Annotated in this window: 19 protein-coding genes; 7 read left to right on the forward strand and 12 right to left on the reverse strand. The window is 65.2% G+C overall.

Annotated features, from left to right (window positions below; all coding sequences use genetic code 11):
- Positions 1 to 5 precede the first annotated feature (5 nt).
- Positions 6 to 566, forward strand: coding sequence for a thiamine pyrophosphate-binding protein (locus tag Q1A36_RS21480; RefSeq protein ID WP_366141589.1), 561 nt, complete (start codon positions 6 to 8; stop codon positions 564 to 566).
- A 61-nt stretch (positions 567 to 627) separates the two neighbouring features.
- Here Q1A36_RS21480 and mprF read toward each other — a convergent pair whose 3' ends face one another.
- From mprF to Q1A36_RS15450, 6 genes are all read right to left on the reverse strand, one after another.
- Positions 628 to 3216, reverse strand: a complete 2589-nt coding sequence (gene mprF, locus Q1A36_RS15425) for a bifunctional lysylphosphatidylglycerol flippase/synthetase MprF (protein WP_299845978.1) — start codon at positions 3214 to 3216, stop codon at positions 628 to 630.
- Between the two features lie 144 nt (positions 3217 to 3360).
- Positions 3361 to 4374, reverse strand: coding sequence for an NAD-dependent epimerase/dehydratase family protein (locus tag Q1A36_RS15430; protein WP_299845981.1), 1014 nt, complete (start codon positions 4372 to 4374; stop codon positions 3361 to 3363).
- Positions 4374 to 5540, reverse strand: coding sequence for a nucleotide sugar dehydrogenase (locus tag Q1A36_RS15435; RefSeq protein WP_299845984.1), 1167 nt, complete (start codon positions 5538 to 5540; stop codon positions 4374 to 4376). Before Q1A36_RS15435 ends, Q1A36_RS15430 begins: the two co-directional genes overlap by 1 nt.
- The gene (locus tag Q1A36_RS15440; protein ID WP_299845987.1) at positions 5537 to 6337 is read right to left on the reverse strand and encodes a glycosyltransferase family 2 protein; all 801 of its coding nucleotides are present in this window, start codon (positions 6335 to 6337) and stop codon (positions 5537 to 5539) included. Before Q1A36_RS15440 ends, Q1A36_RS15435 begins: the two co-directional genes overlap by 4 nt.
- Before the next feature lies 1 nt (position 6338).
- Positions 6339 to 7913 carry a glycosyltransferase family 39 protein gene (locus Q1A36_RS15445; protein WP_299845991.1) on the reverse strand — a complete coding sequence of 525 codons (1575 nt, stop codon included), beginning with the start codon at positions 7911 to 7913 and terminating at the stop codon, positions 6339 to 6341.
- On the reverse strand, positions 7910 to 8191 hold the full coding sequence (locus Q1A36_RS15450; protein ID WP_299845994.1) for a lipid-A-disaccharide synthase N-terminal domain-containing protein: 282 nt from the start codon (positions 8189 to 8191) through the stop codon (positions 7910 to 7912). The genes Q1A36_RS15445 and Q1A36_RS15450 overlap by 4 nt, the downstream gene beginning before the upstream one ends.
- A gap of 116 nt (positions 8192 to 8307) precedes the next feature.
- Here Q1A36_RS15450 and Q1A36_RS15455 point away from each other — a divergent pair, with 116 nt between their 5' ends.
- Complete coding sequence (locus Q1A36_RS15455; protein ID WP_299845997.1) at positions 8308 to 8967, forward strand: response regulator transcription factor; 660 nt, start codon at positions 8308 to 8310, stop codon at positions 8965 to 8967.
- Positions 8967 to 10328 carry an ATP-binding protein gene (locus Q1A36_RS15460; protein WP_299846000.1) on the forward strand — a complete coding sequence of 454 codons (1362 nt, stop codon included), beginning with the start codon at positions 8967 to 8969 and terminating at the stop codon, positions 10326 to 10328. Before Q1A36_RS15455 ends, Q1A36_RS15460 begins: the two co-directional genes overlap by 1 nt.
- 156 nt (positions 10329 to 10484) lie before the next feature.
- Here the strand turns inward: Q1A36_RS15460 and Q1A36_RS15465 are convergent, their stop codons facing one another.
- From Q1A36_RS15465 to Q1A36_RS15480, 4 genes are read right to left on the reverse strand one after another with little or no spacing between them, the layout of a single operon-like run.
- Positions 10485 to 11585, reverse strand: coding sequence for an ABC transporter permease (locus tag Q1A36_RS15465; protein WP_299846003.1), 1101 nt, complete (start codon positions 11583 to 11585; stop codon positions 10485 to 10487).
- A gap of 2 nt (positions 11586 to 11587) precedes the next feature.
- Entirely contained in the window at positions 11588 to 12715 is a 1128-nt protein-coding gene (locus Q1A36_RS15470) for an ABC transporter permease (protein WP_299846006.1), read from the reverse strand.
- Positions 12712 to 14466, reverse strand: a complete 1755-nt coding sequence (locus Q1A36_RS15475; protein WP_299846008.1) for an ATP-binding cassette domain-containing protein — start codon at positions 14464 to 14466, stop codon at positions 12712 to 12714. The genes Q1A36_RS15470 and Q1A36_RS15475 overlap by 4 nt, the downstream gene beginning before the upstream one ends.
- Positions 14463 to 15458: an HlyD family efflux transporter periplasmic adaptor subunit gene (locus Q1A36_RS15480; RefSeq protein WP_299846011.1), complete on the reverse strand. Its 996-nt coding sequence runs from the start codon at positions 15456 to 15458 to the stop codon at positions 14463 to 14465. The genes Q1A36_RS15475 and Q1A36_RS15480 overlap by 4 nt, the downstream gene beginning before the upstream one ends.
- A 108-nt stretch (positions 15459 to 15566) precedes the next feature.
- On the opposite strand from Q1A36_RS15480, the gene Q1A36_RS15485 reads away from it, so the two are divergent.
- Positions 15567 to 16244, forward strand: coding sequence for a TetR family transcriptional regulator (locus tag Q1A36_RS15485; protein ID WP_299846016.1), 678 nt, complete (start codon positions 15567 to 15569; stop codon positions 16242 to 16244).
- Between the two features lie 260 nt (positions 16245 to 16504).
- Here Q1A36_RS15485 and pobA read toward each other — a convergent pair whose 3' ends face one another.
- Together pobA and Q1A36_RS15495 are read right to left on the reverse strand one after the other, a co-directional pair.
- Entirely contained in the window at positions 16505 to 17674 is a 1170-nt protein-coding gene (gene pobA, locus Q1A36_RS15490; protein ID WP_299846019.1) for a 4-hydroxybenzoate 3-monooxygenase, read from the reverse strand.
- Positions 17675 to 17724: 50 nt separating this feature from the next.
- A complete protein-coding gene (locus tag Q1A36_RS15495; protein WP_299846022.1) occupies positions 17725 to 17910 on the reverse strand; it encodes a hypothetical protein in 186 nt (61 codons plus the stop codon).
- 906 nt (positions 17911 to 18816) lie between these two features.
- Between Q1A36_RS15495 and dgoD the strand changes: the two genes are divergently transcribed.
- The 3 genes from dgoD to Q1A36_RS15510 are packed head-to-tail and all read left to right on the forward strand — an operon-like array spanning position 18817 to position 21796.
- Positions 18817 to 20031, forward strand: a complete 1215-nt coding sequence (gene dgoD / locus Q1A36_RS15500; protein WP_299846025.1) for a galactonate dehydratase — start codon at positions 18817 to 18819, stop codon at positions 20029 to 20031.
- 3 nt (positions 20032 to 20034) lie between these two features.
- Positions 20035 to 20796, forward strand: a complete 762-nt coding sequence (locus Q1A36_RS15505) for an SDR family oxidoreductase (RefSeq protein ID WP_299846028.1) — start codon at positions 20035 to 20037, stop codon at positions 20794 to 20796.
- Between the two features lie 22 nt (positions 20797 to 20818).
- On the forward strand, positions 20819 to 21796 hold the full coding sequence (locus tag Q1A36_RS15510) for a substrate-binding domain-containing protein (protein WP_299846031.1): 978 nt from the start codon (positions 20819 to 20821) through the stop codon (positions 21794 to 21796).
- The last annotated feature ends 57 nt before the right edge of the window (positions 21797 to 21853 follow it).

Below are 21853 nucleotides of genomic sequence, written 5' to 3' on the forward strand. Positions count from 1 at the left end.
TGGCCATGCATCTGTTTGGACATCTTGCCGCGTGTTTTGTAGCCGAAGGTGTCGATACCTGGTTTGCACTCTTGGGCGATGCGAACATGAACTGGGTGACGGCGCTTGCCGGGAGTGGTGTGCGGATGATCTATGTTCGCCACAAACATTGTGCCGTCGCCGCCGCCAGCGCCTTTGCGCGCAAGTCCGGTCAGCTCGGGGTCGCAACCGTCACCCGCAGCCCGGGGCTTACACAGGTTCTGACCGCCCTGCCGGCTGCTCTCCGTGCCGGACTCCCGCTGGTCATCTTCGCAGGCGAGGCGCCGTTGGGCACGGCATGGTTCGATCAGGCGCGCTATCGGGCGCCTCATCATGTTCCGTGCATGGCCGAGGCGATCCTCGCAACGCCGTTCTCGAGACGCAGGGGCCTCGCTGCCCATGGCTCTGGGCGTGCCCGAGCACCGAACCCGCGATCTGGGCGGCAAGGCCGGTACCCGCGAAGTCGCGCTCGCCGTCAGCGCATCCGTGAAACGGGCATCCGCCCGGGATCCAGGCTGACAACCGGCGGCCGTGTGTCGCCGCCCTGATGGTGATGATTGGCGACGAAATGCTGCAATTGTCACATTTGTGCAGAATGATCGCCAGCTGTTACCTTCCGAACAATCCGCGGCGCGATCCGGCGATCAGCAGGGCCACGTCGCCCATGGCCATCAGCGGTGACTGGTGCGGAGGAAGCGCGATATAGCGCGGGCGCCATTCCGGCTGGAATTTCTGCTTGAAGGCCCGGAGGCCTTCGAAATTGTAGAAGGCACCGCCATGTCGGAAGATCAGCCGGCCATACTTGTTCCAGGACCGGCCCACGGTCTTGTCCGATAGGCCCGCCAGCGGGCAGACGCCCAGGCTGAATTCGTCGGCGCCGGTGCCGCGATAATGCTCGATCAGACGCAGGAACATGTATTCCATCAGCCCTGAGGCCTCGTCGGGCAGATAGCGCATCAGATCGACCGCCACGGCCTTGCCGCCGGCGGAACTCATGATGCTGGCGAATGCCACCATGCGCCCTGACCTGCGGGTCACGGCGATCTCGAAATGGGCCAGATAGGCGGCATCGAAGCGGCCGACGGAAAACTTCTTCTCGGCCCCCGCCTTGCTGCCCAGCCAGGCCTCGGAGATGCCGTGCAACTGGGCGATCAACGCGTCGGAATGCGGCGGCTGCAGGATCGCGGTTTCATAACCGTCACGCTCGCGCTTGTTCTGGGCCGCGCGCATGGTCTTGAACTTCGATCCCGACAGGCTGAAGTCTGCGAGGTGGATGACGGCCTCCTCGCCGACCTTGTTCAGTGCAAATCCCATGCCAACCCACAACGGCAGATGGCGTTCGGTCACTTCGTAAAAGACCGGCCGGCAATTCGCGCCGTCGGCCAGTTCGCAAAAGGCCCAGCAGAGCGGCTCGAAGGCCGCCTCGTTGCCCACCGGATCGCCAAGCGCCACCCAAGAGCCGCGATGCACGCCATACATGATGAAGGCGTCGCCCGCATCCGAGAACAGGAAACGCTTGTCACCGACCTGGCTGAGCCATGCCTGGGGCGAACGTGCCTCGGCGGCCAGCCTGGCGGCCCGGGCGAGTGTATCGGGCGTCACCTCGGCGGGGGCAATTCGGCGCACCGGGCGGGTCAGCAGGAAGAGGCAGAAGAGGAACAGCAGGATCGACAGCAGCAGCCCGGCACGCAGCGAACGGGGGGCATCGGATTCGGCCGAGAAGGCGATCCAGAGATCGTTCGAATAGGGCACGGCGCGATGGGCAAAGAAGAACAGCGTGCCCGCCGCCAGCAGGACGGCGGCGACCAGCGCGAACCAGCGCGGACCAAAACTGCCCTCGGTCAGCGGTCCGTGCCGGTCGAAGGCGCGGTGAAAGGGCAGCAGCGCAACGGCGCCAGACAGCAGGATGGTCGCATCCGCAAGATCAAGGTGGTTCAGCAGCGCCGAGCCCGCCGCCACGATCAGCATGATCACCGACAGGTGATAGGCCGACGAGACCCGCCGGATCAGCCCGTGCGACAGGATCAGCAGCGCCAGCCCGGCAACCGCCGCCGCCAGCGTCCCGCCCTCGAGCAGCAGCGCCGCCGTCAGATCTCCATCCGCGATGGCATCTGTGCGCATGGCCGGGATCATCGTCACCAGAAGCAGGAAGCTGCCGAAGCCAAAGGCTACGGCCGCCACCAAGGACGGGACCAGCTCGTGCAGCGTGGTCAGGCCGGTCTGCACCGGATCGGACAGTCGTCCGACGATCCGCGCCGCCGCACCGCCCGCCGCCCGCGCCTCATTCAGCGCCACCAGCAGGAAGCCGATGGCGAAGGGCAAAAGGTAATAGGTCAGCCGGAACATCAGAAGCGCGGCGGCCACCTCGCCCACGGGCACGGTCGGCGGCAGGGCGCCGATCACAACGGTCTCGAAGACGCCGATGCCGCCCGGGACATGGCTGATGACCCCGATCATCGTCGCCGCCGCGTAGATGGCGATGAAGGCGGTGAAATCCGGCCGGCCCTCGGGCAGCAGGATCCACAGCGCAAATGCCGCCGCAGCCACGTCGATCAGGGTTGCCGCCAACTGGCCGAAGAGGTCGGGCAGCGGCGGCATCCGCAGGTCCAGCCCGCGAAATCGCAGGCTGCTGCGCCGGGCCGAGGCCCAGATGATCACCGCCATTCCCACCAGAAACAGCCCGCCGGCCACCCAGCGGATCGCCTCGGGCGTATAGGACAGCACCGAACCCGCCGCACCCGGATGCAGCGCCAGCGCCGCCAGCCCGATCAGCGTCAAGCCGGTCCCGACCGCCACAGCCAGATAGGCCGACAGCGTGGCGACCTCGAAAAAGCTCAGCCCGAGCGCCGAATAGATGCGATAGCGCACCGCCCCGCCCGACACGACACTGACGCCGATGGTGTTGCCGAAGGCGAAGCCCAGAAATCCCCCCAGCGCGACCGGCCCTGCCGGCAGTCGCCGGCCGACGAAACGCAGCGCGAACCAGTCATAGAAGATCAGCGCGGCATAGCTGACGGCGACCCCCAGCACCGAGGCCATGAGGATCGTTGGCGGCATGTTCCTGATCCGCGCCCAGACATCCTCGAGATTGACCGGTGCCAGAAGGTGATGCAGCGCATAGAGGCCCAGCACGAAAAGCAGCCCCCCCACCGCAAGCGGTAGGAAGCTGCGCAGCCGATCAGCGGCAGGCTTTGGCACGTCTGGTCGTCTCCGTGAATCGTCCACGCCGCCTTCAACCACATGGCAACCGGCGGGGCCAGAGGCTCGGCGTGGTCCGTCACGTCGCAGCCTGTGGGCGGTGGTCGTTCCGAGGCAGGACCGGGGCCATCGCGACGGTCGGGGTCAGTCGTTCTGGCCGAAATAGTAGTTCTGATACCAGTCGACGAATTCCTTGACGCCCTCGCAGATATCGGTGCCAAGCGTCTGGTCGGTCAGTTGCTGCAGGCGCGCGGTATCGGCCCAGGTCGCGACCATATCGCCCGCCTGCATCGGCAGCATGTTGCGTTGCGCCTTGCGCCCCGTCGCCGCCTCGACCGCGGCGATCATGTCTTCCAGCGCCACCGGGTCGGAGTTGCCGATATTCACCGCCCGCCACGGCGCCACGGGCGAGACATCCTTGGCGGATTCCCCCTCGGCCGGGCGAACCGGAACCTCGTCGATCAGCGCGATGATCGCGCCCACCAGATCGCGGACGTGGGTGAAGTCGCGCTTCATCCGGCCATGATTGTAAACGTCGATCGGCTCGCCTGCGAGGATCGCGCGGGTGAACTTGAACAGCGCCATGTCGGGGCGGCCCCAGGGTCCGTAAACGGTGAAGAAGCGGAACATCGTCACCGGCAGCCCGTAGAGATGGGCATAGGAATGGGCGATGACCTCGGTGGCCTTCTTTGTGGCGGCATAGAAGGACAGTGGGTGATCGGTCCGGTCATCCTCGTGATAGGGCAGGCTCTCGTTTGCGCCATAGACCGAGGAGGTCGAGGCCAGCAGCATGTGCCGAGGCGGAAAGGCCCGCGCTGCCTCGAGCAGTTCAAAGGTGCCGGCAAGGTTGCTCGTCAGATAGCCGCGCGGCTCGGTGATCGAATGCCGCACCCCGGCCTGCGCCGCCAGATGCACCACCACCGCGGGGCGATGGGTCCCGAACAGATCATGCAGCACGCCGGCAGCCTCGATGGGCTGGTTCACCACCGAGAAATTCGCATCCTCCTCCAGCATGGCCTGACGCCGCAGCTTCAGGGTCACGTCGTAATAGTCCGACAGGTTGTCGATGCCGACGACCCGATACCCCTCGGCCAACAGGCGACGCGACAGGTGATAGCCAATGAAACCCGAGGATCCGGTAACAAGGGCCGTGCGCATCAGTTGGCCCCGAAGAGATCACGGGTGAAAACCTTGGCTGCAACATCCGCCAGTTCTTCGCTGTGCCGGTTGGCGACGATCAGGTCGCAATCGGATTTGAAGCTGGCAAGATCGCCGCGCACCTCCGAGCCGAAGAAACGGTCATTGGCCAATTCGGGCTCGTAGACGATTACCTCGATCCCCTTGGCCTTGATCCGCTTCATGATCCCCTGAATTGCGCTGTGGCGAAAATTGTCCGATCCGGCCTTTGCGACCAGACGATAGACGCCGACGGTCGAGGGTTGGGCGGCGACGATCTGGTCGGCCAGAAAATCCTTGCGCGTCCGATTGGCGTCAACGATGGCCGCGATCAGGTTCTGCGGGACATGGTCGAAATTCGCCAGCAGCTGCTTGGTGTCCTTGGGCAGGCAATAGCCGCCGTACCCGAAGGAGGGATTATTGTAATGCGCGCCAATGCGCGGGTCGAGACAGACACCCTCGATGATCTGACGGCTCTCCATCCCGCGCGCCATGGCATAGCTGTCCAACTCGTTAAAGAAGGCCACCCGCATGGCAAGGAAGGTGTTCGAAAACAGTTTGATCGCCTCGGCCTCGCTGGAATCGGTCAGCAGCACCTCGGGTTTGTTGGTCAGCGCGCCTTCGACCAGCAAATCCGCAAATCGCCGTCCGCGCGCGGAGCGTTCACCGACGATGATCCGCGAGGGATAAAGGCTGTCATGCAGCGCCTGCCCCTCGCGCAGGAATTCCGGCACGAAGATGACCGAGCCGGCATCGGGCATCCCGCGCATCTTGTCGGTAAAGCCCACCGGAACGGTCGAGCGGATGATGATGCTGGCGCTGTCATTCACCGCCCGGACCTGCGCAATCACCTGCTCGGCGCTTGAGGTGTCGAAGGTGTTCTTGACAGGATCATAGTCGGTCGGGGTGGCGATGATGACGAAGTCGGCCCCGCGCCAGGCACTGTCGCCGTCCAGGGTGGCCCGCAGATTCAGGCCGGGCCGGCGTAGATACTTCGCGAGGTCCGTATCCTCGAACGGAGCGGTTCGGGCATTCACCGCATCGACCCGCTGGGGCGCGACATCGACAGCGACGACTTCGTGATTTTGGGCCAGAAGGACCGCATTCGCCAGCCCCACATACCCAAGCCCTGCAACAGCGATCTTCAAGGTCTGGCCCCTTCATCCGTCTCCATGCCCTGCCATGCCGAGGGGGTCGCCGCGCCGTCGCCTGGTCTGACCGGCCCTTGCTCGCGCGCGAGGCGGCCGGACCTGCGGATCAGCCAGGCGGCGCCCAGAAGATCGGGAATGCCGACCAGACCGCGGGCGAGGTTGGAATATTTCGATCGACCGCCGTGCCGTTGGCGATGGGCGACATCGACCGTTTCAATCCGCCAGCCTTCGCGCAGCATCATCGCGGGCATGAAACGGTGGATGTGATCGAAGAAGGGCAACTCCAGATAGGCCTCGCGGCGAAAGGCCTTCAGCCCGCAGCCGGAATCGCGCACGCCGTCCTTGAGCAGCGCCGCTCGCAACCCGTTTGCAAAGCGCGAAGACAGGCGCTTGCCCAGATTGTCCTGCCTGACCGCCCGCTGGCCCTGCACCAGCCCAAGCTGCGGCGGCGCAGCCTCGAAGGGCGCGAGCAGCAGCGGGATCTGGTTGGGCGGGTTCTGGCCGTCGCCATCCAGCGTCACGATCAGCGGCGCGCGCGCCGCCCGCACGCCGGTGCGGATCGCCGTCGACTGCCCGCGCGAGACCGGGTGGCGCAGATGGTGCAGCGCAGGATTTCGCGCGGCCAATGCCTGCAGGATGTGGTCGGTGCCGTCCTGCGATCCGTCATCGACGACAATGATTTCGAAGGCGCGACCCTCGAGCGCCACCATGATCCCGGAAATGAGCGGGGTGATGGCGACAGCCTCGTCACGAACCGGAATGATCACCGAGACGGTGGGGGAGAGAGGATGCATCTTATGGCTCCTGCGATGTAAGGAAGGGTGAGTTCTCGGCAAGCCAGATTCCGTAGTCGCGGTTGCGGAACAGGATGGTTTCGCTGGCGGACCAGGGCAGTTCGGCCAGATCGCTGCGGGCAATGATCCGGCCATGAGGATGGGCGATTACCCAGTCGCGCAGCGCCGCCGGATCAGAGAGCTCTACGACGGGTTCAGTCAGCCGGGCGGCAAAATTGAACTCGGCATGATAGCGCATTCCGGCATAGGCCAGCCCCTCGGCCTGATAGGGCGCGATCCGCGCGGCGAGGGGATGGGTACTGAAGATCGTGCCGGTGCCGGTGAGGCCGATCAGCAGGTTGGTGGCCAAGAGGCTGCCTAGCGACAGGATCAGCGCGCCCTCGAGACCACGCCGGCGGAGCGCGAACCAGCACAGCGCCGCGATCAGCAGGGCCCAGACCAGAAGCATGGCGCCTGGCTGAAGCAATTCGCCAGCATTCTTCAGCGGCAGCAGACCAAACCCGGCCAGCGCCGCCACCACGGCCAGCAGCCCCAGCAGCGCGACCGCTGGCAGCAGCCCGAAGCGCGGCCGATCACGAGCCAGCCGCGCGCCGATCAGCCCCAGCGCGGGCAATTCGGGAACGAGGTAATGGACCTGCTTGCCGCTGGTCAGGCTGAACAGCACCAGTCCGGCCCCGGCCCAGATGAGGCAGAGCCTGAGCCCGCGATCCCTCATCCAGCCCGCCCGCAGGCCGGCCGCCCAGAGAGTCGGGCTCCAGAGCAGGGGGAAGGCATAGAGGGGCAGCAGCCCCAGAAAGAACCACCAGGGCCGTGCATGGGCGAAGGATTCGGTCAACCGTCCGGCGCTTTGATGCCACAGGATCGCGTTGCGGTATTCCGCCCCGCCGAGCGTGATCGCCGGGACCAGCCACAGCGACAAGAGGCCCAGACCGACCAGCAGGCCAAGCCCCAGCCGCTTGGCCAGTACGGGCCAGCCAAAGGCGGTTCGGCTCCACAGCGGCAACAGCGCCGCCGCCGGCAGGAGATGGAACAGGATCACCGGCCCCTTGGTCAGCACCCCCAGCGCGATCGCCGCGCCAAAGCCGATCCAGGGGCGCCGCGCCTGCGGATCACGCCCGGCAGCGGCCAGCGCGATCAGACCAAGCAGCACCGATGCGGTCAGCGGCACGTCGAACATGGTCAGACTGCCCGAGAGCGCAAAGACCACCAGCCCCGCGAGTGCCATCGCCGCGCGTCCGGCGATGCCCGCATCCTCGGGCCAGAGGTTGCGGGCGAGCACTGCCGTCAGCCACAGGCACAAGGCCGCGAAACCCGGGCCGACCAGCCTTGCCGCAAATTCGCTGATCCCGGTCACGAGCCAGACGAGGTTGATCGTCCAGAACAGCAGCGGAGGCTTGTCGCTGTAGAGGGCGAAATTCTTCGTGGGCACCAGCCAGTTGCCGGAGCGGTGCATCTCCCAGGCCACGGCGAGATAACGGGTCTCGTCAATCGGGGCCAGCGGGCGCAGCAGAAGGCCCAGGGCGGCGGTGGCCAGCATCAGCCCCAGCGCCGCCGCAATCGGATGGCGCTGGATCATGTGCTTGCCGCGGCCTTGTCCTGGCGCCCGATCAGAATCAGATTGCGGGTATAAATGATCAGCCCCGAGGCCTGCCCGATGGCAAAGACCGGGTCGCGCCGCCACAGCGCATAGGCCAGCAGCGTCGCCCCTCCCGCCAGACTGAACCACCAGAAAGCCAGCGGCACCACGCTGCGCCGCGCCCGCTCGCTGGCGATCCATTGCACCAGAAAACGCGAAGTAAAAAGCAGCTGCCCGGCGAAACCGATGGCCAGCCATATCCTGTCTGCCGTAATCATGCCTCATCCTTCTGCCGTCCGGTTGAGACTCGACCGGAGGCTTTTGATGAGCTTGATGGACCCTAAATCTTACCAGTTTCTTACCAAGGGCGAGAAATGTCTGATTGCATGCGAACATGAGACTGCTGGTCATCGAGGACGAGCCGGATCTGGCCGAGGCGGTGGGGTCTTATCTGCGCGCCGCCGGTCATGCCGTGGATCTGGCGCTGACGGCGGCAGATGCCGAGGCGGCACTGGCCGCCACCGGCTATGACCTTGCGGTGCTGGACCTGCAGCTTCCCGATGGCGAGGGGCTGGCGATCCTGCGGCAACTGCGCGAGCGTGGGGTGCAGACCCCAATGCTGATCACCACTGCGCGAGACCGGATCACCGAGCGCATTGCCGGGCTGGAGGCGGGGGCCGACGACTATCTGGTGAAACCCTATGATCTGGACGAGATGCAGGCCCGCATCCTCGCCATCCACCGCCGCTCTGCCGCCAGCCCCGAGATCGAGCGCCGCTTTGGCCGACTTCTGCTGCTACCCGAGCGCCGGCAGGCGCTGCTCGATGGACAGCCGGTGCATCTGACCCTGCGGGAATGGGCGCTTCTGGAGCGGCTGAGCCGCAGGTCCGATATCACCGTCAGCCGCGCGCAGATGGAGGATGCGCTCTACGGGTTCGGCGACGAGGTCGAAAGCAATGCCATCGAGGCCCATATCAGCCGGCTGCGTGCCAAGCTGGGCCGCGAGGCGATCGTGACCGAGCGTGGTTTTGGTTATCGCATGGGTCAGGTCTGATGGCGCGCGCGAGCCTGGCGCGACGGGTCACGCTGTTCAGCACGCTGGGGCTGGGAGCGATCTGGAGCGTGGCGGTGCTCTTGATGTCGGTGATCCTCTGGACCGAGCTGGACGAGATGTTCGATCAGGAGCTGGTCGAGTACGGCCAGGTCCTGCTGCCGCTGCTGTCGGCCAATGAACTTGCGGGGGGTCGCGCGGCGGATGTCGCCCTGTCGCGCCCCTCGCTATCGCTGGAGGAGGCGGTGCTTTATCGCCTCTTCGATGGGGATGGCCGGGTGCTGCAACAGGCCGCACAGACGGATGCGGCGGCACTGCCCGACCCGCGCGGGTTGCCGGTCGACCGGATCACCGGCGCGGATGATTATCAGGTGTATGTCACCGCCTTCAACCAGACCGGCCACGCCCTGCAGATCGCTGCGCCCATGGCCGAACGACGCGAGGCCTTTCGCGACGGGATGATGGGGTTTCTCTTGCCGATGATCGCCCTTCTGCCGCTGACCTGGCTGTTGATCGGATGGATCACCCGGCGCGCCCTGGCGCCGATGCGAGCGCTCGGTGACGAGATCGCGGCGCGGGACGGCGACCGACTGGACCCGATCGATGCCAGCGACTGGCCCGAGGATCTGGTGCGCATCGCCGGCACCACCAACGGCTTCATCGCCCGGCTGTCACAGGCGCTGGATGCAGAGCGCGCCTTCGCCAGCAATGCCGCGCATGAGCTGCGCACCCCGGTCGCCATCGCGTTGACCCAGGTGCAGCAGCTGCGCGAGATCGCCACGACCGACCGGCAGATCGCGCGGACCGAGGCGCTGGAGCGGGCGCTGCAGCGCATGCGCCGGCTGGTCGCGCGGCTGTTGCAGCTCGCCCGCGCCGATGCCGGTATCGGCGGTTCAGAGATCGCGCATGATCTGGTGCCGCTGACCCGGCTGATCCTCGACGACGCTATGCCGCACGGTCGGGCCGGCCGGATCAGGGCCGAGCTTCCTGACGCAGCCGTGCCGGCGCGCATTGATCCCGATGCCTATGCCATCGTGCTGGGCAATCTGGTCGAGAACGCGCTGCAGCACGGCCCCGCCGACGCGCCGGTGCTGGTCCGGCTTCGGCCCGATGCGGTGATCGAGGTCAGCAATGGCGGACCCGCTCTCCCCGACGCCGCGCAGGGGGCGCTGACCCGGCGCTTCGGTCGCCGACATGGCGAGGGCTTCGGTCTTGGCCTCGACATTTGCACGCAGATTCTGACCAGCGCAGGAGGGCGGCTGGAGCTGCTCTCGCCACGCCCCGACCAGACGGACGGATTTCTGGCGCGGGTCAGACTGCAGCAGGACCTCGACCAGATCCTCGGGCCCGAAAATACGGCGTGATCACGGCCAGACTGGCGATCTGGCCAGCCGGTGGACTGCAGATTCTCAACTGCGGCTCAATGCGATGGAATGCCAAATGCTCCCTGCCAGGCCCAGCAAGGTCGTCGCGCAGGATGAACTTACCACAGGCAGCAATTCAACAGGTCTATTGCCTGCTCAGCCGAGCCGGTGGCGGAACAGCCAGGCTGCCAGCGGTAGGGTCAGGGCGGCAATCACCAGCATCGGGACGAAATCGAATGCGATATCGGAAAACCGTGCACCTTCAATATAGACCCGGCGTACGAGGTCGATACCGAAACGCAACGGATTGGCATGGGTCGCCCATTGCAGCACCTTGGGCATGTTGCGCACAGGGGTCAGCAGGCCCGAAAGCAACATCAGCGGCATGATCAGGATGAAGGTATAAAGCATCGCTTGCTGCATGGTCAGCGCCACCGCCGAGATCGAGAGGCCCAGCCCGACGGCTGCGGTAGTGAAGGTGACGAGGCCCAGGTACATCAGCCAGACCTGGCCGCTCATCGGGATCTGGAACCAGTAGCGGATGATGAGGAAGATGATCGTCGATTGCAGCAGCCCGACGATGATCGAGGGCAGCGCCTTGCCGATCAGGATCTGGGTCGGTGTCAACGGCGTCACCAGCAGCTGGTCGAAGGTGCCTTGTTCGCGCTCGCGCGCCACCGACAGCGCCGCCAGCATCAGCGTTTGCAGCATCGACAGCGAGGCGATCAGCGCCGGCATCAGGTTCCAGCGCGACTCGAAGTTGGGGTTGAACCAGGCGCGGCTGACGATGGTCAGCGGCGTGGCAGTGCCCTGATCGGCATTGTAGCCCGCAACGATCGACGAGACATAGGCCGAAGCCAGCCCGGCGGTCGAGGAATTGCGCCCGTCGAGGATCACCTGCACCGGAGCCGTGGCACCACCGGCCAGCCGGTCGGCGAAATCGGGCTGGAATTGCAGCACCAGCAGCGCAACGCCGCTGTCGATCTGCGGCGCGATCTGGCTGGTATTGTCGAGGGTCGCAATGCGCGTGAACACGCCGGTCCCGTCAAGCCGGGCGGTGATCTCGGTCGAGGCCTCGCTGCGGCTCTGGTCCAGCACAGCATAGGGCGCATGGGTCAGGTCATAGGTCGCGCCATAACCAAACAGCAGCGCCTGCATCAGCGCCGGGGCGAACAGCAGCGCCCGGCTGGACGGGTCTTTCAGGATCGCCCGCAACTCCTTGCGGATCAGGGCGATGATCTGGGCGAGATAGGCCATGGTCAGTCCAGCCTTTTCGCCAAGGTGCGATGCGTGGCCCAGATCAGCAGCGCCGCGTAAAGCGTCAGGATCGCAAGTCCCCGCAGGATCGTCGGCCAGTAGTCACCGGCAAGAAACAGCGTCTTGATGACCGCCATGAAATGCGTCGCCGGAAGGGCCTGAGAGATGATCTGGATGACCAGCGGCACATTCCGCAGGTCGAAGACAAAACCCGACAGCATCATCGCCGGCATGAAGCTGAGAAGCAGCGCCATCTGGCTGGCGGCGAACTGGTTGCGGGTGGTACCCGAGATCCACAGCCCCAGCGCCAGCGAGACCAGCAGATAGAGGAGCGAGGCCAGCACCACGAGCCACAGCGAACCGCGCATCGGCACCTCGAACAGGTAGCGCGCCGCCAGAAGGCACATGACCAGATCGATCGCCCCGATGATGAGGTAGGGGGCCAGTTTCGACAGCACCAATTCCAACGGCCGGACCGGGGTCACGAACAGCGATTCCAGCGTGCCGCGCTCCCATTCCCGGGCGATCAGCAGCGAGGTCAGGAATGCGCCGATCAGCGTCATCACCAGTGCGATGAGGCCCGGCACCAGAAACCAGGTGCTGCTGCTGGCCTCGTTGAACCACGTGCGCGCCACGACAGTCACGCCGCTGGCGGCAAAACGTGTATCGGAGCGGTCGGCCAGATGCTGCAGCGCATTGGTGATCGCGCCGGTGGCATAGCCCTGGATCGCCTGCGCGGTGCTCGAATCGACGCCGTTCAGGATCAGCTGCAACCTGCCGCGTCCCTGTGCCAGCTCGGCAGTGAATTCCGCCGGGACCCGCAGGATCGCATCGGCCTCACCCTTGCGGATCATCGCCTCGGCCTCGGGCATGGACTGCAACCAGATCGGGCTGAGGTAATCGGTCCCGGCCAGCCCGGCCACGGCGTTGAGCGTGATGGGCGAGCTGTCCTCCAGCACCACGGCGATGCGGGCATCGGTCACATCGAAAGAAAGGCCATAGCCGAACAAGAGGATCAGCACCAAGGGCAGGGCGAGGCCGACGATCAGGTTGCTGCGGTCGCGCAGCATCTGGCGGACCTCTTTCCGGGTCAGCGCGGCCAGCCGGGCGGGGAAGCCTCCGCTGGTCATGCCGCGACCTGCCCGCTGTCGCGCCGCGCGCGGTGCTGTTCGACGATGGCAATGAAGGCGTCGTTCATGGTTCTGGCGCCGCCGCCCGCCTCATCACGCACCGCCTGCGGGGTGCCGATCACCAGCATCTCGCCCTGATCCTGAATGGCGATGCGGTCGCAATATTCGGCCTCTTCCATGAAATGGGTGGTGATGACGATGGTGACGCCGGTCCCGGCCAGCCCGGTGATGGTGCGCCAGAAGGCGCGGCGGGCCAGCGGGTCGATGCCGCTGGTCGGCTCGTCGAGAAACAGGATCTCGGGCTGATGCAAAAGACCCGTCGCCATCGCCAGCCGCTGCTTGTAGCCGGTGGGCAGGGAACCGCTGGGGGCCGAGAGGTCAAGATCGAACTGCGCCGCCGTTTCCGCGATCCGCGTTCGCAGCGCCTTGCCGCCCAGCCCATAGGCGCCGCCGAAGAACTCGAGGTTCTCGCGCACGGTCAGATTGCCATAGAGGGCGAATTTCTGCGCGACATAGCCGATCCGCCCCCGCGCCGCCGCCCGCGCCGTGCGCAGATCGCGCCCCGCCACTTCCAGATGCCCGCTGGTCGCCGGCAGAAGGCCGCAGAGCATGCGGAAGGTGGTGGTCTTGCCCGCGCCATTGGGGCCGAGAAGGCCAAAGATCTCGCCCCGCGCCACGTCAAAGGAGGTGCTGGCGACGGCGGTGAAATCGCCGAACTTGCGGACCAGATCGCGGACGACGATCACCGGCTTGTCGTCTTGCGCGGATAGCGCAACTGGCGCGGGTTCGATCACCGCACCCGCCTGCGCCTCGCCCTCCTGCTGATGCAGCATCATCATGAAGGCATCCTCAAGCTCGGCCTCGCGCGGCGTGACCGGGATATCGCCCAGCAGCGCCTGCATGGCCGCCTCGTCCCCGCCCGGCTGTCGGATGAAGCGGACATTGCCGGCCTCGGGCACGGCATCGATGACCAGATCCCGCGCATCCATCAACCGCGCCTGTAGCACCCGCGCGGGCAGGCCCGGCGGCGAAGCGGCGGTCAAGGTCAGGCCCCGCGCGCGGCTGGCCAGAGCTTCGGGCGCGCCCTCGGCCAGCAGCCGCCCGCGATCCATGACGAAGACCTTGGCGCAACGCTCGGCCTCGTCCAGATAGGCGGTGCTGACGATGACGCTGAGACCCTCGTCCTCGACCAGCTGCTGCACAATGGCCCAGAGATCGCGGCGCGACAGCGGATCGACCCCGACGCTCGGTTCATCCAGAAGCAGCAGATCGGGAGAGCGGACCAGTGTGCAGGCCAGCCCCAGCTTCTGCTTCATCCCGCCCGACAGCTTGCCTGCCGGGCGGTCGGTGAACCGCGCCAGGTCGGTCATCTGCAGCATCCGCGCAAAGCGTTCGCGCCGCTGCTCCATCGGCACGCCGTGCAGATCGGCATAGAGGTCGAGATTCTCCTGCACGCTCAGATCCTCGTAGAGGCCAAAGCGCTGCGGCATGTAGCTGATCCGGTCCTGCACCGCCTGCGGGTGGGCAAGCACATCGATGCCCAGCACCGAGAGGCTGCCCGCTTGCGGTTTCAGCAGGCCCGCGAAAAGCCGCATCAGCGTCGTCTTGCCGGCGCCATCGGGACCGACCAGCGCGGTCAACTCGCCCTCGCGGATGGTCAGCGACAGCCCGTCCAGCGCCACGGCCTCATCCTTGCCGGGCGTGCCGAAGGTCTTGCGCAGATCCTTTGCAGTGATGGTGATGCCGGTCATGGCGTGGCCGTGGTCGCCAGCCGCACCGTCACCGGCTGGCCAAGACGCAGCCGGTCGGCCTGATCCGCGACGATCACATGCACCTCGTAGACAAGGCTGGTGCGCAATTCCTCGGTCTGCACGGTCTTCGGGGTGAACTCGGCAACCGAGGCAATATAGCCGACGGTGCCCGCGACCGGCTGGTCGGGCTGGCTGTCACTGACCACCTCGGCCGCCATGCCCGCGCGGATGCGGCCCAGATCGGGCTCGCCGACATAGACCCGCACCCATTTCGGCTGAGTCAGGGCCAAGGCCAGAACCGGCGTGGTCGGGCCGACCATGTCGCCCGGTTCGCGCAGGCGCGAGCGGATGACGGCGTGATCGGGCGCGACCAGCTTACCCTGACCGATCTGGTGGCGCAGCAGTTCCAGTTGCACCTCGGCCGAGCGCAGCTGGGCCTCGGCCTGTGCGATATCCTCGGCCCGCGCGCCGGCGAGCGATAGATCCAGCGCCGCCTGCGCCTGTGCGACCGTGGCCGTCGCCGCCTCGGCCCCGGCCTGCGCCTGTTCCAGACTTTGCTGGCTCGCCGCGCCGCTGCGCGAGGCGCGCAACTGGCGCACGCGGGTCAGTTCCTGCTCGGCCAGCACCTGCGCCGCGGCGGCAGCGGCAAGCTGTGCCCGCACCTGCGCGATCTCTTCGGGGCGCGAGCCATTGCTGAACTTCATCAGCGCCTGCCGCTGCGCCTCGACCACCGCCTCCTGCGCATCGGCTTGCAGTTCCAGGGTCCGGGTGTCGAGACGCCCGACAATCTGGCCCTTCTCGACCGCATCGCCCTCCTCGACGAGCAACTCGCTGATCCGCCCGCTGCCGTCAAAGGCCAGCGCGATCTGGCGGATATCGACATTGCCGTAAAGCACGAGATCGCCGCTGCCCGTCGTGCCGCGATGGCTCCACCACCACCAGCCGCCGGCCAGCAAGGCAAAAAGGGCAAGGATCGGTGTCAGCTTCTTCATTGGCAGAGCCCCGGAGCAGATGCGGAAGCCGTGATTCTCCCGGCTTGACCAGTAGATTAAATTAATATTAAATTAAATTTGATTTAACGTCGAGTGTGAAATCGAGACATGAGCAAGGCCCGATCCACCCAACGCGCCGATGGCGAGGCGACCCGCCGGCGCATCCTCGAGGCTGCGGGGGCGCTGATCGCCATGCACGGCTTTGCCCAGACCACCAACAAGATGGTGGCCGCTGAAGCCGGCGCCGACATGGCCTCGATCAATTACCATTTCGGCAATCGCAACGGGCTCTATCAGGCGACGCTGATCGAGGCGCATCGCCGCATCATCGACCGTGCCGATATCGAGCGCATCGCCACGGCAGCGATCCCCGCCCGCGACAAGTTGCGGGGCCTGATTGCCTTCTTCCTGGCCAGCGCCAGCGGCGAGGATCGCTGGCCGGTGATCGTGCTGTTCCGGGAACTGGTCGCCCCAAGTGCGCATATCGCAGCGCTGCGCGATGTCGAAGTGGCGCCGAAACTGATGATGGTCTTGCCTATACTCAGCGAGATCACCGGCATCCCGGTCGGCACCCCCGACCTGTGGCTGTGCCTGCCCTGCATCGGCGCGCCCTGCCTCGCCCTGCTGCTGATCGGTCGCAACCTGCCCTTCGGCGGCTTTGCCCTCGCCCTTCCGCGCGATGAGCAGGTCGAGCGCCTTTACACCTTTGCGATCGGCGGCTTGGAGGCGGTCGGCGAAAATTACCGGAGAAAAGGTTCTGGCGAGACAACTGCAGATTTGCAGTAGTCGGGTTCAGACCACCCCAGCATCGCAGCGAAGCGGGAGTCCAAGGTCGGCCAGGACAGCCAATCAGGAGGGGCTGGCGCAGGGCATGACAGAATGATGCCTAGCTGTGAAGTCTTAGCAGGTTGTTCACCCGGAACGGGATTAGGCTGCAATCGCCGAACCACAACCGGAGGCCCCGCCGGATGAACAACCTGATAAAAACTTTCACCTAGAGCGGGTGGATAAGCATCCAGGCGATCCAGAAGCTCTGCGCGTCTCGCTCAATACGGCAGCCCCACATAATTCTCGGCAAAGGCGCGTTGCTGGGCCTCGTTGTCGCGCAGGAAGGCGATGTCGGCCTGCTGCATCTTCAGATCGAACGGGCTCTGGTCGGGATAGCGATGCAGGAGGCCGCTGAACCACCAGCTGAAGCGTTCGGCCTTCCACACGCGCGACAGCGCGCGTTCGGAATAGCGGTCGATGCCCTCGCTGTCGCCTTCCTCATAGAACTGACGCAGGCCGGTATAGAGGTAATGCACGTCGCTCGCCGCCGTGTTCAGCCCCTTGGCCCCGGTCGGCGGCACGATATGGGCGGCGTCGCCGCAGAGGAACAGCCGGCCCCAGCGCATCGGCTCGGTCACGAAGGATCGGAGCGGCGCGATGGATTTCTCGATCGTCGGGCCAGTCACCAGTTTCTCGGCCATCTCGGCGGGAATGCGGCGGCGCAGCTCCTGCCAGAAGGCCTTGTCGGTCCAGTCGCCCGGGTGATCCGACAGCGCGCATTGGATGTAATAGCGCGACAGATTGGCGTTGCGCATCGAGCAGAGCGCGAAGCCGCGATCGGAATTGGCATAGATCAGCTCGTCATGGACCGGCGGGGTCTCGGACAGCGCGCCCAGCCAGCCGAAGGGATAGGTCTTTTCGTATTCGCGCCGCATCGACAGCGGGATGGCCTGACGGCTGACGCCGTGGAAACCGTCGCAGCCGGCGATGACATCGCAATCCAGCCGCTGCTGCTGGCCGTGCTGGTCATAGGTGACGAAGGGATGATCGCTGTCGGCATCGTGGATCACCACATGATCGACCTCGAACTCGGTCCGGGCGCCCACTGACTCGCGGGCATCGTAAAGATCGCGCGTCACCTCGGTCTGGCCATAGACGGTGACCGTCTTGCCGGTGAGCCGATTGAAATCCAGATGGAACATCTCGCCATTCAGAGAGATCTGCGTGCCCTCGTGGACATAGCCCTCGCGGTGCAGCCGCTCGGCCACGCCGGCTTCCTCCATCAGTCCGACCAGCCCGGTTTCCAGAACCCCGGCGCGGATTCGGCCGAGGACGTAGTCGCGGGTCTTGCGTTCCAGCACCACCGCCTCGATCCCCCGGCGGTGCAGCAACTGGCCCAGCAGCAGACCCGAGGGCCCGCCGCCGATGATGACGACTTGTGTGCGCATGGTGGTTCTCCTTCGACGACGCTGAGGGGGTGGCGGCAGGGCCGCCGCCGTCATGGGATTGCGACCGCCGGATGACCACTGGCGCTTTCCACGACGCAGGGGGCGAAGACGACGGCGTTCGGGATGATATTGGCGATACGCAGCGGGCGGAACATGTCGACGATCTCGGCGATGTCGCCGTCATCCTTGAAGCGGACATATAAGGGCTTGTAGGCGGGGGCTTGGGCATCAGCCACAGGCCCATTTTGGTGACGATGCCATAGTTCGACTGGGTGAAAGGTCCGTCCAGACAGGGCCCGAAGCGCCATTCAAACACTTGCCAGCTGTTGCTGCCTTCGACCCCGCCCATGGCGGTGCGCAAGAGATCGCCATTGGGCAGCACCACCTCCATCCCGCATTGCCTCATGAAATGCTCGCCATATGGCGTATAGCCCACGCTACGATCCAGCACGCTGCCAACCGGCGAGGCGACCTGCATCGGGCACGTGCCGCGCCACCTGACTGTCACTGCTGATCCGAAGCACACCGGCCATGATTTCCCTCCCTTGAACTGGGCATGAGGACAAGCTGGCAAGCCTGCGGCGCCTGTCCCTGCCCCGAAATCCGCCTCGACTACGGAATGATCGCAAATTACGGCCGGATGCAGTCCTGATGAATGTTTATTTGTGGCGTAGATCTGTGATTTCCTGGCGATCATCGTGAAACTGACCCACAGCAGGCTGATCTGGATCTCAATCGGCCTCTGTGTGTCGAGCCTTTGCCCGCCGCATGTCCCGCATGAGCCTTCTTGGGACATTTAGGTTGATGTCGTAGCGCAACGTTACAGGCTCTTCGTAACCACCAAGCAGTGGAGACGAGACGGAAACCCGGAACTGGAATCCGACGGCGGAGCCGATTGCGAAGGATATCCACCGCGTAAGCAGAACCAGGCGACCCGTGAAATGCCCGTCGGCAGGTTGCCAGCGCGACTCGTTTTCGGTCCATGATTGAACACGGGCTCCAGGCAGCCTTTTGATGCGCAGCGTGCCCCTGGATCGCTCAGCGGGACCTCCTCAACATCGCGACAAACCGTGTTGCTCGGAAATATGAAAAGGTGCGGGCGACAGACCGCAGAGCAGACCCGTCGGCACCATTGACATCACATGATTCATTTTTTTAAATACTACAAATCAGGAGGAATCATCGTGCGCATAACCCGGATCAGTTCGCTTGTGTGTAACGCTGCCATGCGGAACTGGGTTTTCGTGCGGGTCGAGACGGATGTGCCGGGTCTGATCGGCTGGGGCGAAGCGACGCTGGAATGGAAGACCCGCGCCATCGTCGGCGCGATTGACGACCTTGCCCCGCTGATCCTGGGCCGCGACCCACGGGATATCGAGCAGTGCTTCCAGATTCTGACCCGCCACGGCTTCTGGCGCATGGGCGTCATCGGCATGTCGGCGATCAGCGGCATCGAGATGGCGCTGTGGGATATCTTCGGCAAGTCACTGGGCCAGCCGGTCTGGCGGCTTCTGGGCGGCAAGGTCCGCGACCATGTGCGCACCTATACCCATCTTGGCATGGGCGACATGGGGTCGGTCTACGAGACCTCGGGTCGCAGCGCCTTGTCCGAGCGTGGTCAGGCGGTGGTCGAGGCGGGCTATGATGCGGTCAAGGTCGTCTCGATCCCCTATGCACATTACGTGGCCTCGAACCGCGATATCGACAGCGTGGCCGATGCGATGATGGGCCTGCGCGAGGCGGTTGGACCGGATGTGGATATCATGGTCGACTGCCACGGACGGCCGGCCTCGGTCGCATTGGCCAAGGATTTCATCCGCGCGCTTGAACCCTGCCGGCCGATGTTCGTCGAGGAACCACTGCCGCCCGAGGACATGGACGGGCTCGCGCATCTGACCGCGACGCAGCATGTGCATATCGCTGCGGGCGAGCGGCTGATCGGACGGCGCGACTTCGTCGAGGCGTTGAAGAAGCGCGCCTTCCATATCGCGCAACCCGATATCTGCCATGCCGGCGGGCTGTCCGAGACCAAGAAGATCGCCGCCATGTGCGAAAGCCACGGCATCGGGGTCGCGCCGCATAACCCATTGGGGCCGATTGCGGGCGTGGCCGCCCTGCACTTCGGCATCTCGACCCCGAACCTGATCATTCAGGAGGAAATGGTGGGGGCGGTTCCCTGGTATGGTGCGGTGGTCGAATGGCCGATCGAGCGACTGCCGGGGCGCTGGGGCCTGCCTGAAAAACCGGGGCTCGGGATCGAGGTGAACGAGGCCGAGATCGCCAGGCATCCTTTCGAACAGGAAATCCTCCACGCCAGAAACGCCGTCCTGCCGGATGGCACGATCGTGGATTGGTAAGCAATGACGGATCGTCTGAAGGACAAGGTTGCCATCGTCACCGGCGCCGGTCAGGGGATCGGCGAGGCCATTGCCCGCGCCTTCGTGGCGGAGGGCGCGAACGTGGTGATTGCCGAGCGCAACCCCGAGACCGGCCAACAGGTGGCCGATGAGATCGGGGCCGTCTTCAGTCCCTGCGATGTGACGGTTCCGGCGGATGTCCAGCGAGCGGTGCGAGACACCGTGGGGGGATTCGGACGGGTCGATGTTCTGGTGAACAACGCCGGTGCGAATATCTTTCATCGCCCGCTGGACATGCCGCGCTCGGAATGGGCGCGCTGCATGGCGCTGGATCTGGAGGCCGCGTGGTCGATGGCCGAGGCGGTGCTGCCCGGAATGCGCCAGCAGGGATCCGGGGTAATCCTGAACATCGCCTCGACCCATGGTTTCAAGATCATCCCCCATACCTTTCCCTATCCGGTCGCCAAGCACGGGCTGATCGGGCTGACCCGCGCGCTTGGGGTGGAATACGCCGCCGAGGGCATACGGGTGAACGCCATCGCGCCGGGCTATATCGAGACCGAGATCGCCCGCGCCTATTGGGCCGGTTTCCCCGATCCCGAGGCCGAGCGGCATCGCGCAATGGCGATCCATCCGCCCGGTCGCATCGGTCGGCCCGAGGAGGTTGCCATGACGGCAGTCTTCCTCGCATCGGACGAGGCACCCTTCATCAACGCCGAGACCATTGTGATCGATGGAGGACGTTCGGCGCTCTACCACGACTGACACGCCATAAGGGAGGAGAACCATGCGTGACTTCAAGGGCCTGACGGCACTGGCACTGGTGCTGGCGGGCATGACCGGCCCGGCACTCGCCGAGGATCTCAAGATCGGTTTCATCAACAAGATGGGGGACCACCCCTGGTTCGTGGCCGAGGTCGCGGGTGCCAAGGCAAAGGCCGAGGAACTGGGGGCCGGCTTCGTCAGCCAGGACGTGCAGTTCGACGCGAACCTGACCATCACCACGCTGGACACGATGATCGGTGACGGTGTCGATGGTATCGCCATCGTGGTTCCCGACAAGGCGCTGGGTCCGGTGGTTGCCGCCAAGGCCAAGGAGGCGGGCATTCCGCTGATCGCGGTCGATGACGACATCACCTTCGAGGATGGCTCGCCGGTGCCTTATGTCGGAATGAACGCCAAGAATATCGGAGTCGCGGTCGGCACCGAGCTTGCCGCGATCTACAACGCCGAAGGCTGGGCAGACAAGAACGTGCGCGTGGTCTCGATCGAGGACCGCAAGGCCGATACCTGCATGCAGCGCAACATGGGCGCCGAAGAGGCCTTTTTGAAGGGCGTGCCCGGCTTCGATCCGGCCAACATCATCCGCGTGGCCTATGACAACACCATGGTCAACTCGATCGACGTGATGACGACCACGCTGACCGGCAATCCGGAAGTGACCAACTGGGTGTTCTATTCCTGCAATGATGACGGCGTCCTTGGCGCTGCCCGGGCGATGGAGAATGCGGGCTATACCGCTGATCAGGGCCTTGGCATCGGCATCGACGGCAGCCGCGCCTGCGATGCCTTTGGCGGCGGCACACCCTCGGGCTTCCGTGGCACGATGTGGCTGAACTCGGCCAACCATGGCCGCGATGCGGTGGCGGCGCTTGTTGCCGCAGCCAAGGACGGGACCGAGCTGCCTCTGGCCACCTACAGTGACCCGGAATTCATCAATGCCGAGAATTTCGAAACGACCTACAAGGCCCAGCTTTGCAAGTGACCAATTCTGGGGGCGGTGATCTGCCGCCCCCGGTCTACCGCGAGATGACAGGTATTC

The sequence above is a fragment of the uncultured Paracoccus sp. genome (assembly GCF_947487305.1).
Classification (GTDB): domain Bacteria; phylum Pseudomonadota; class Alphaproteobacteria; order Rhodobacterales; family Rhodobacteraceae; genus Paracoccus.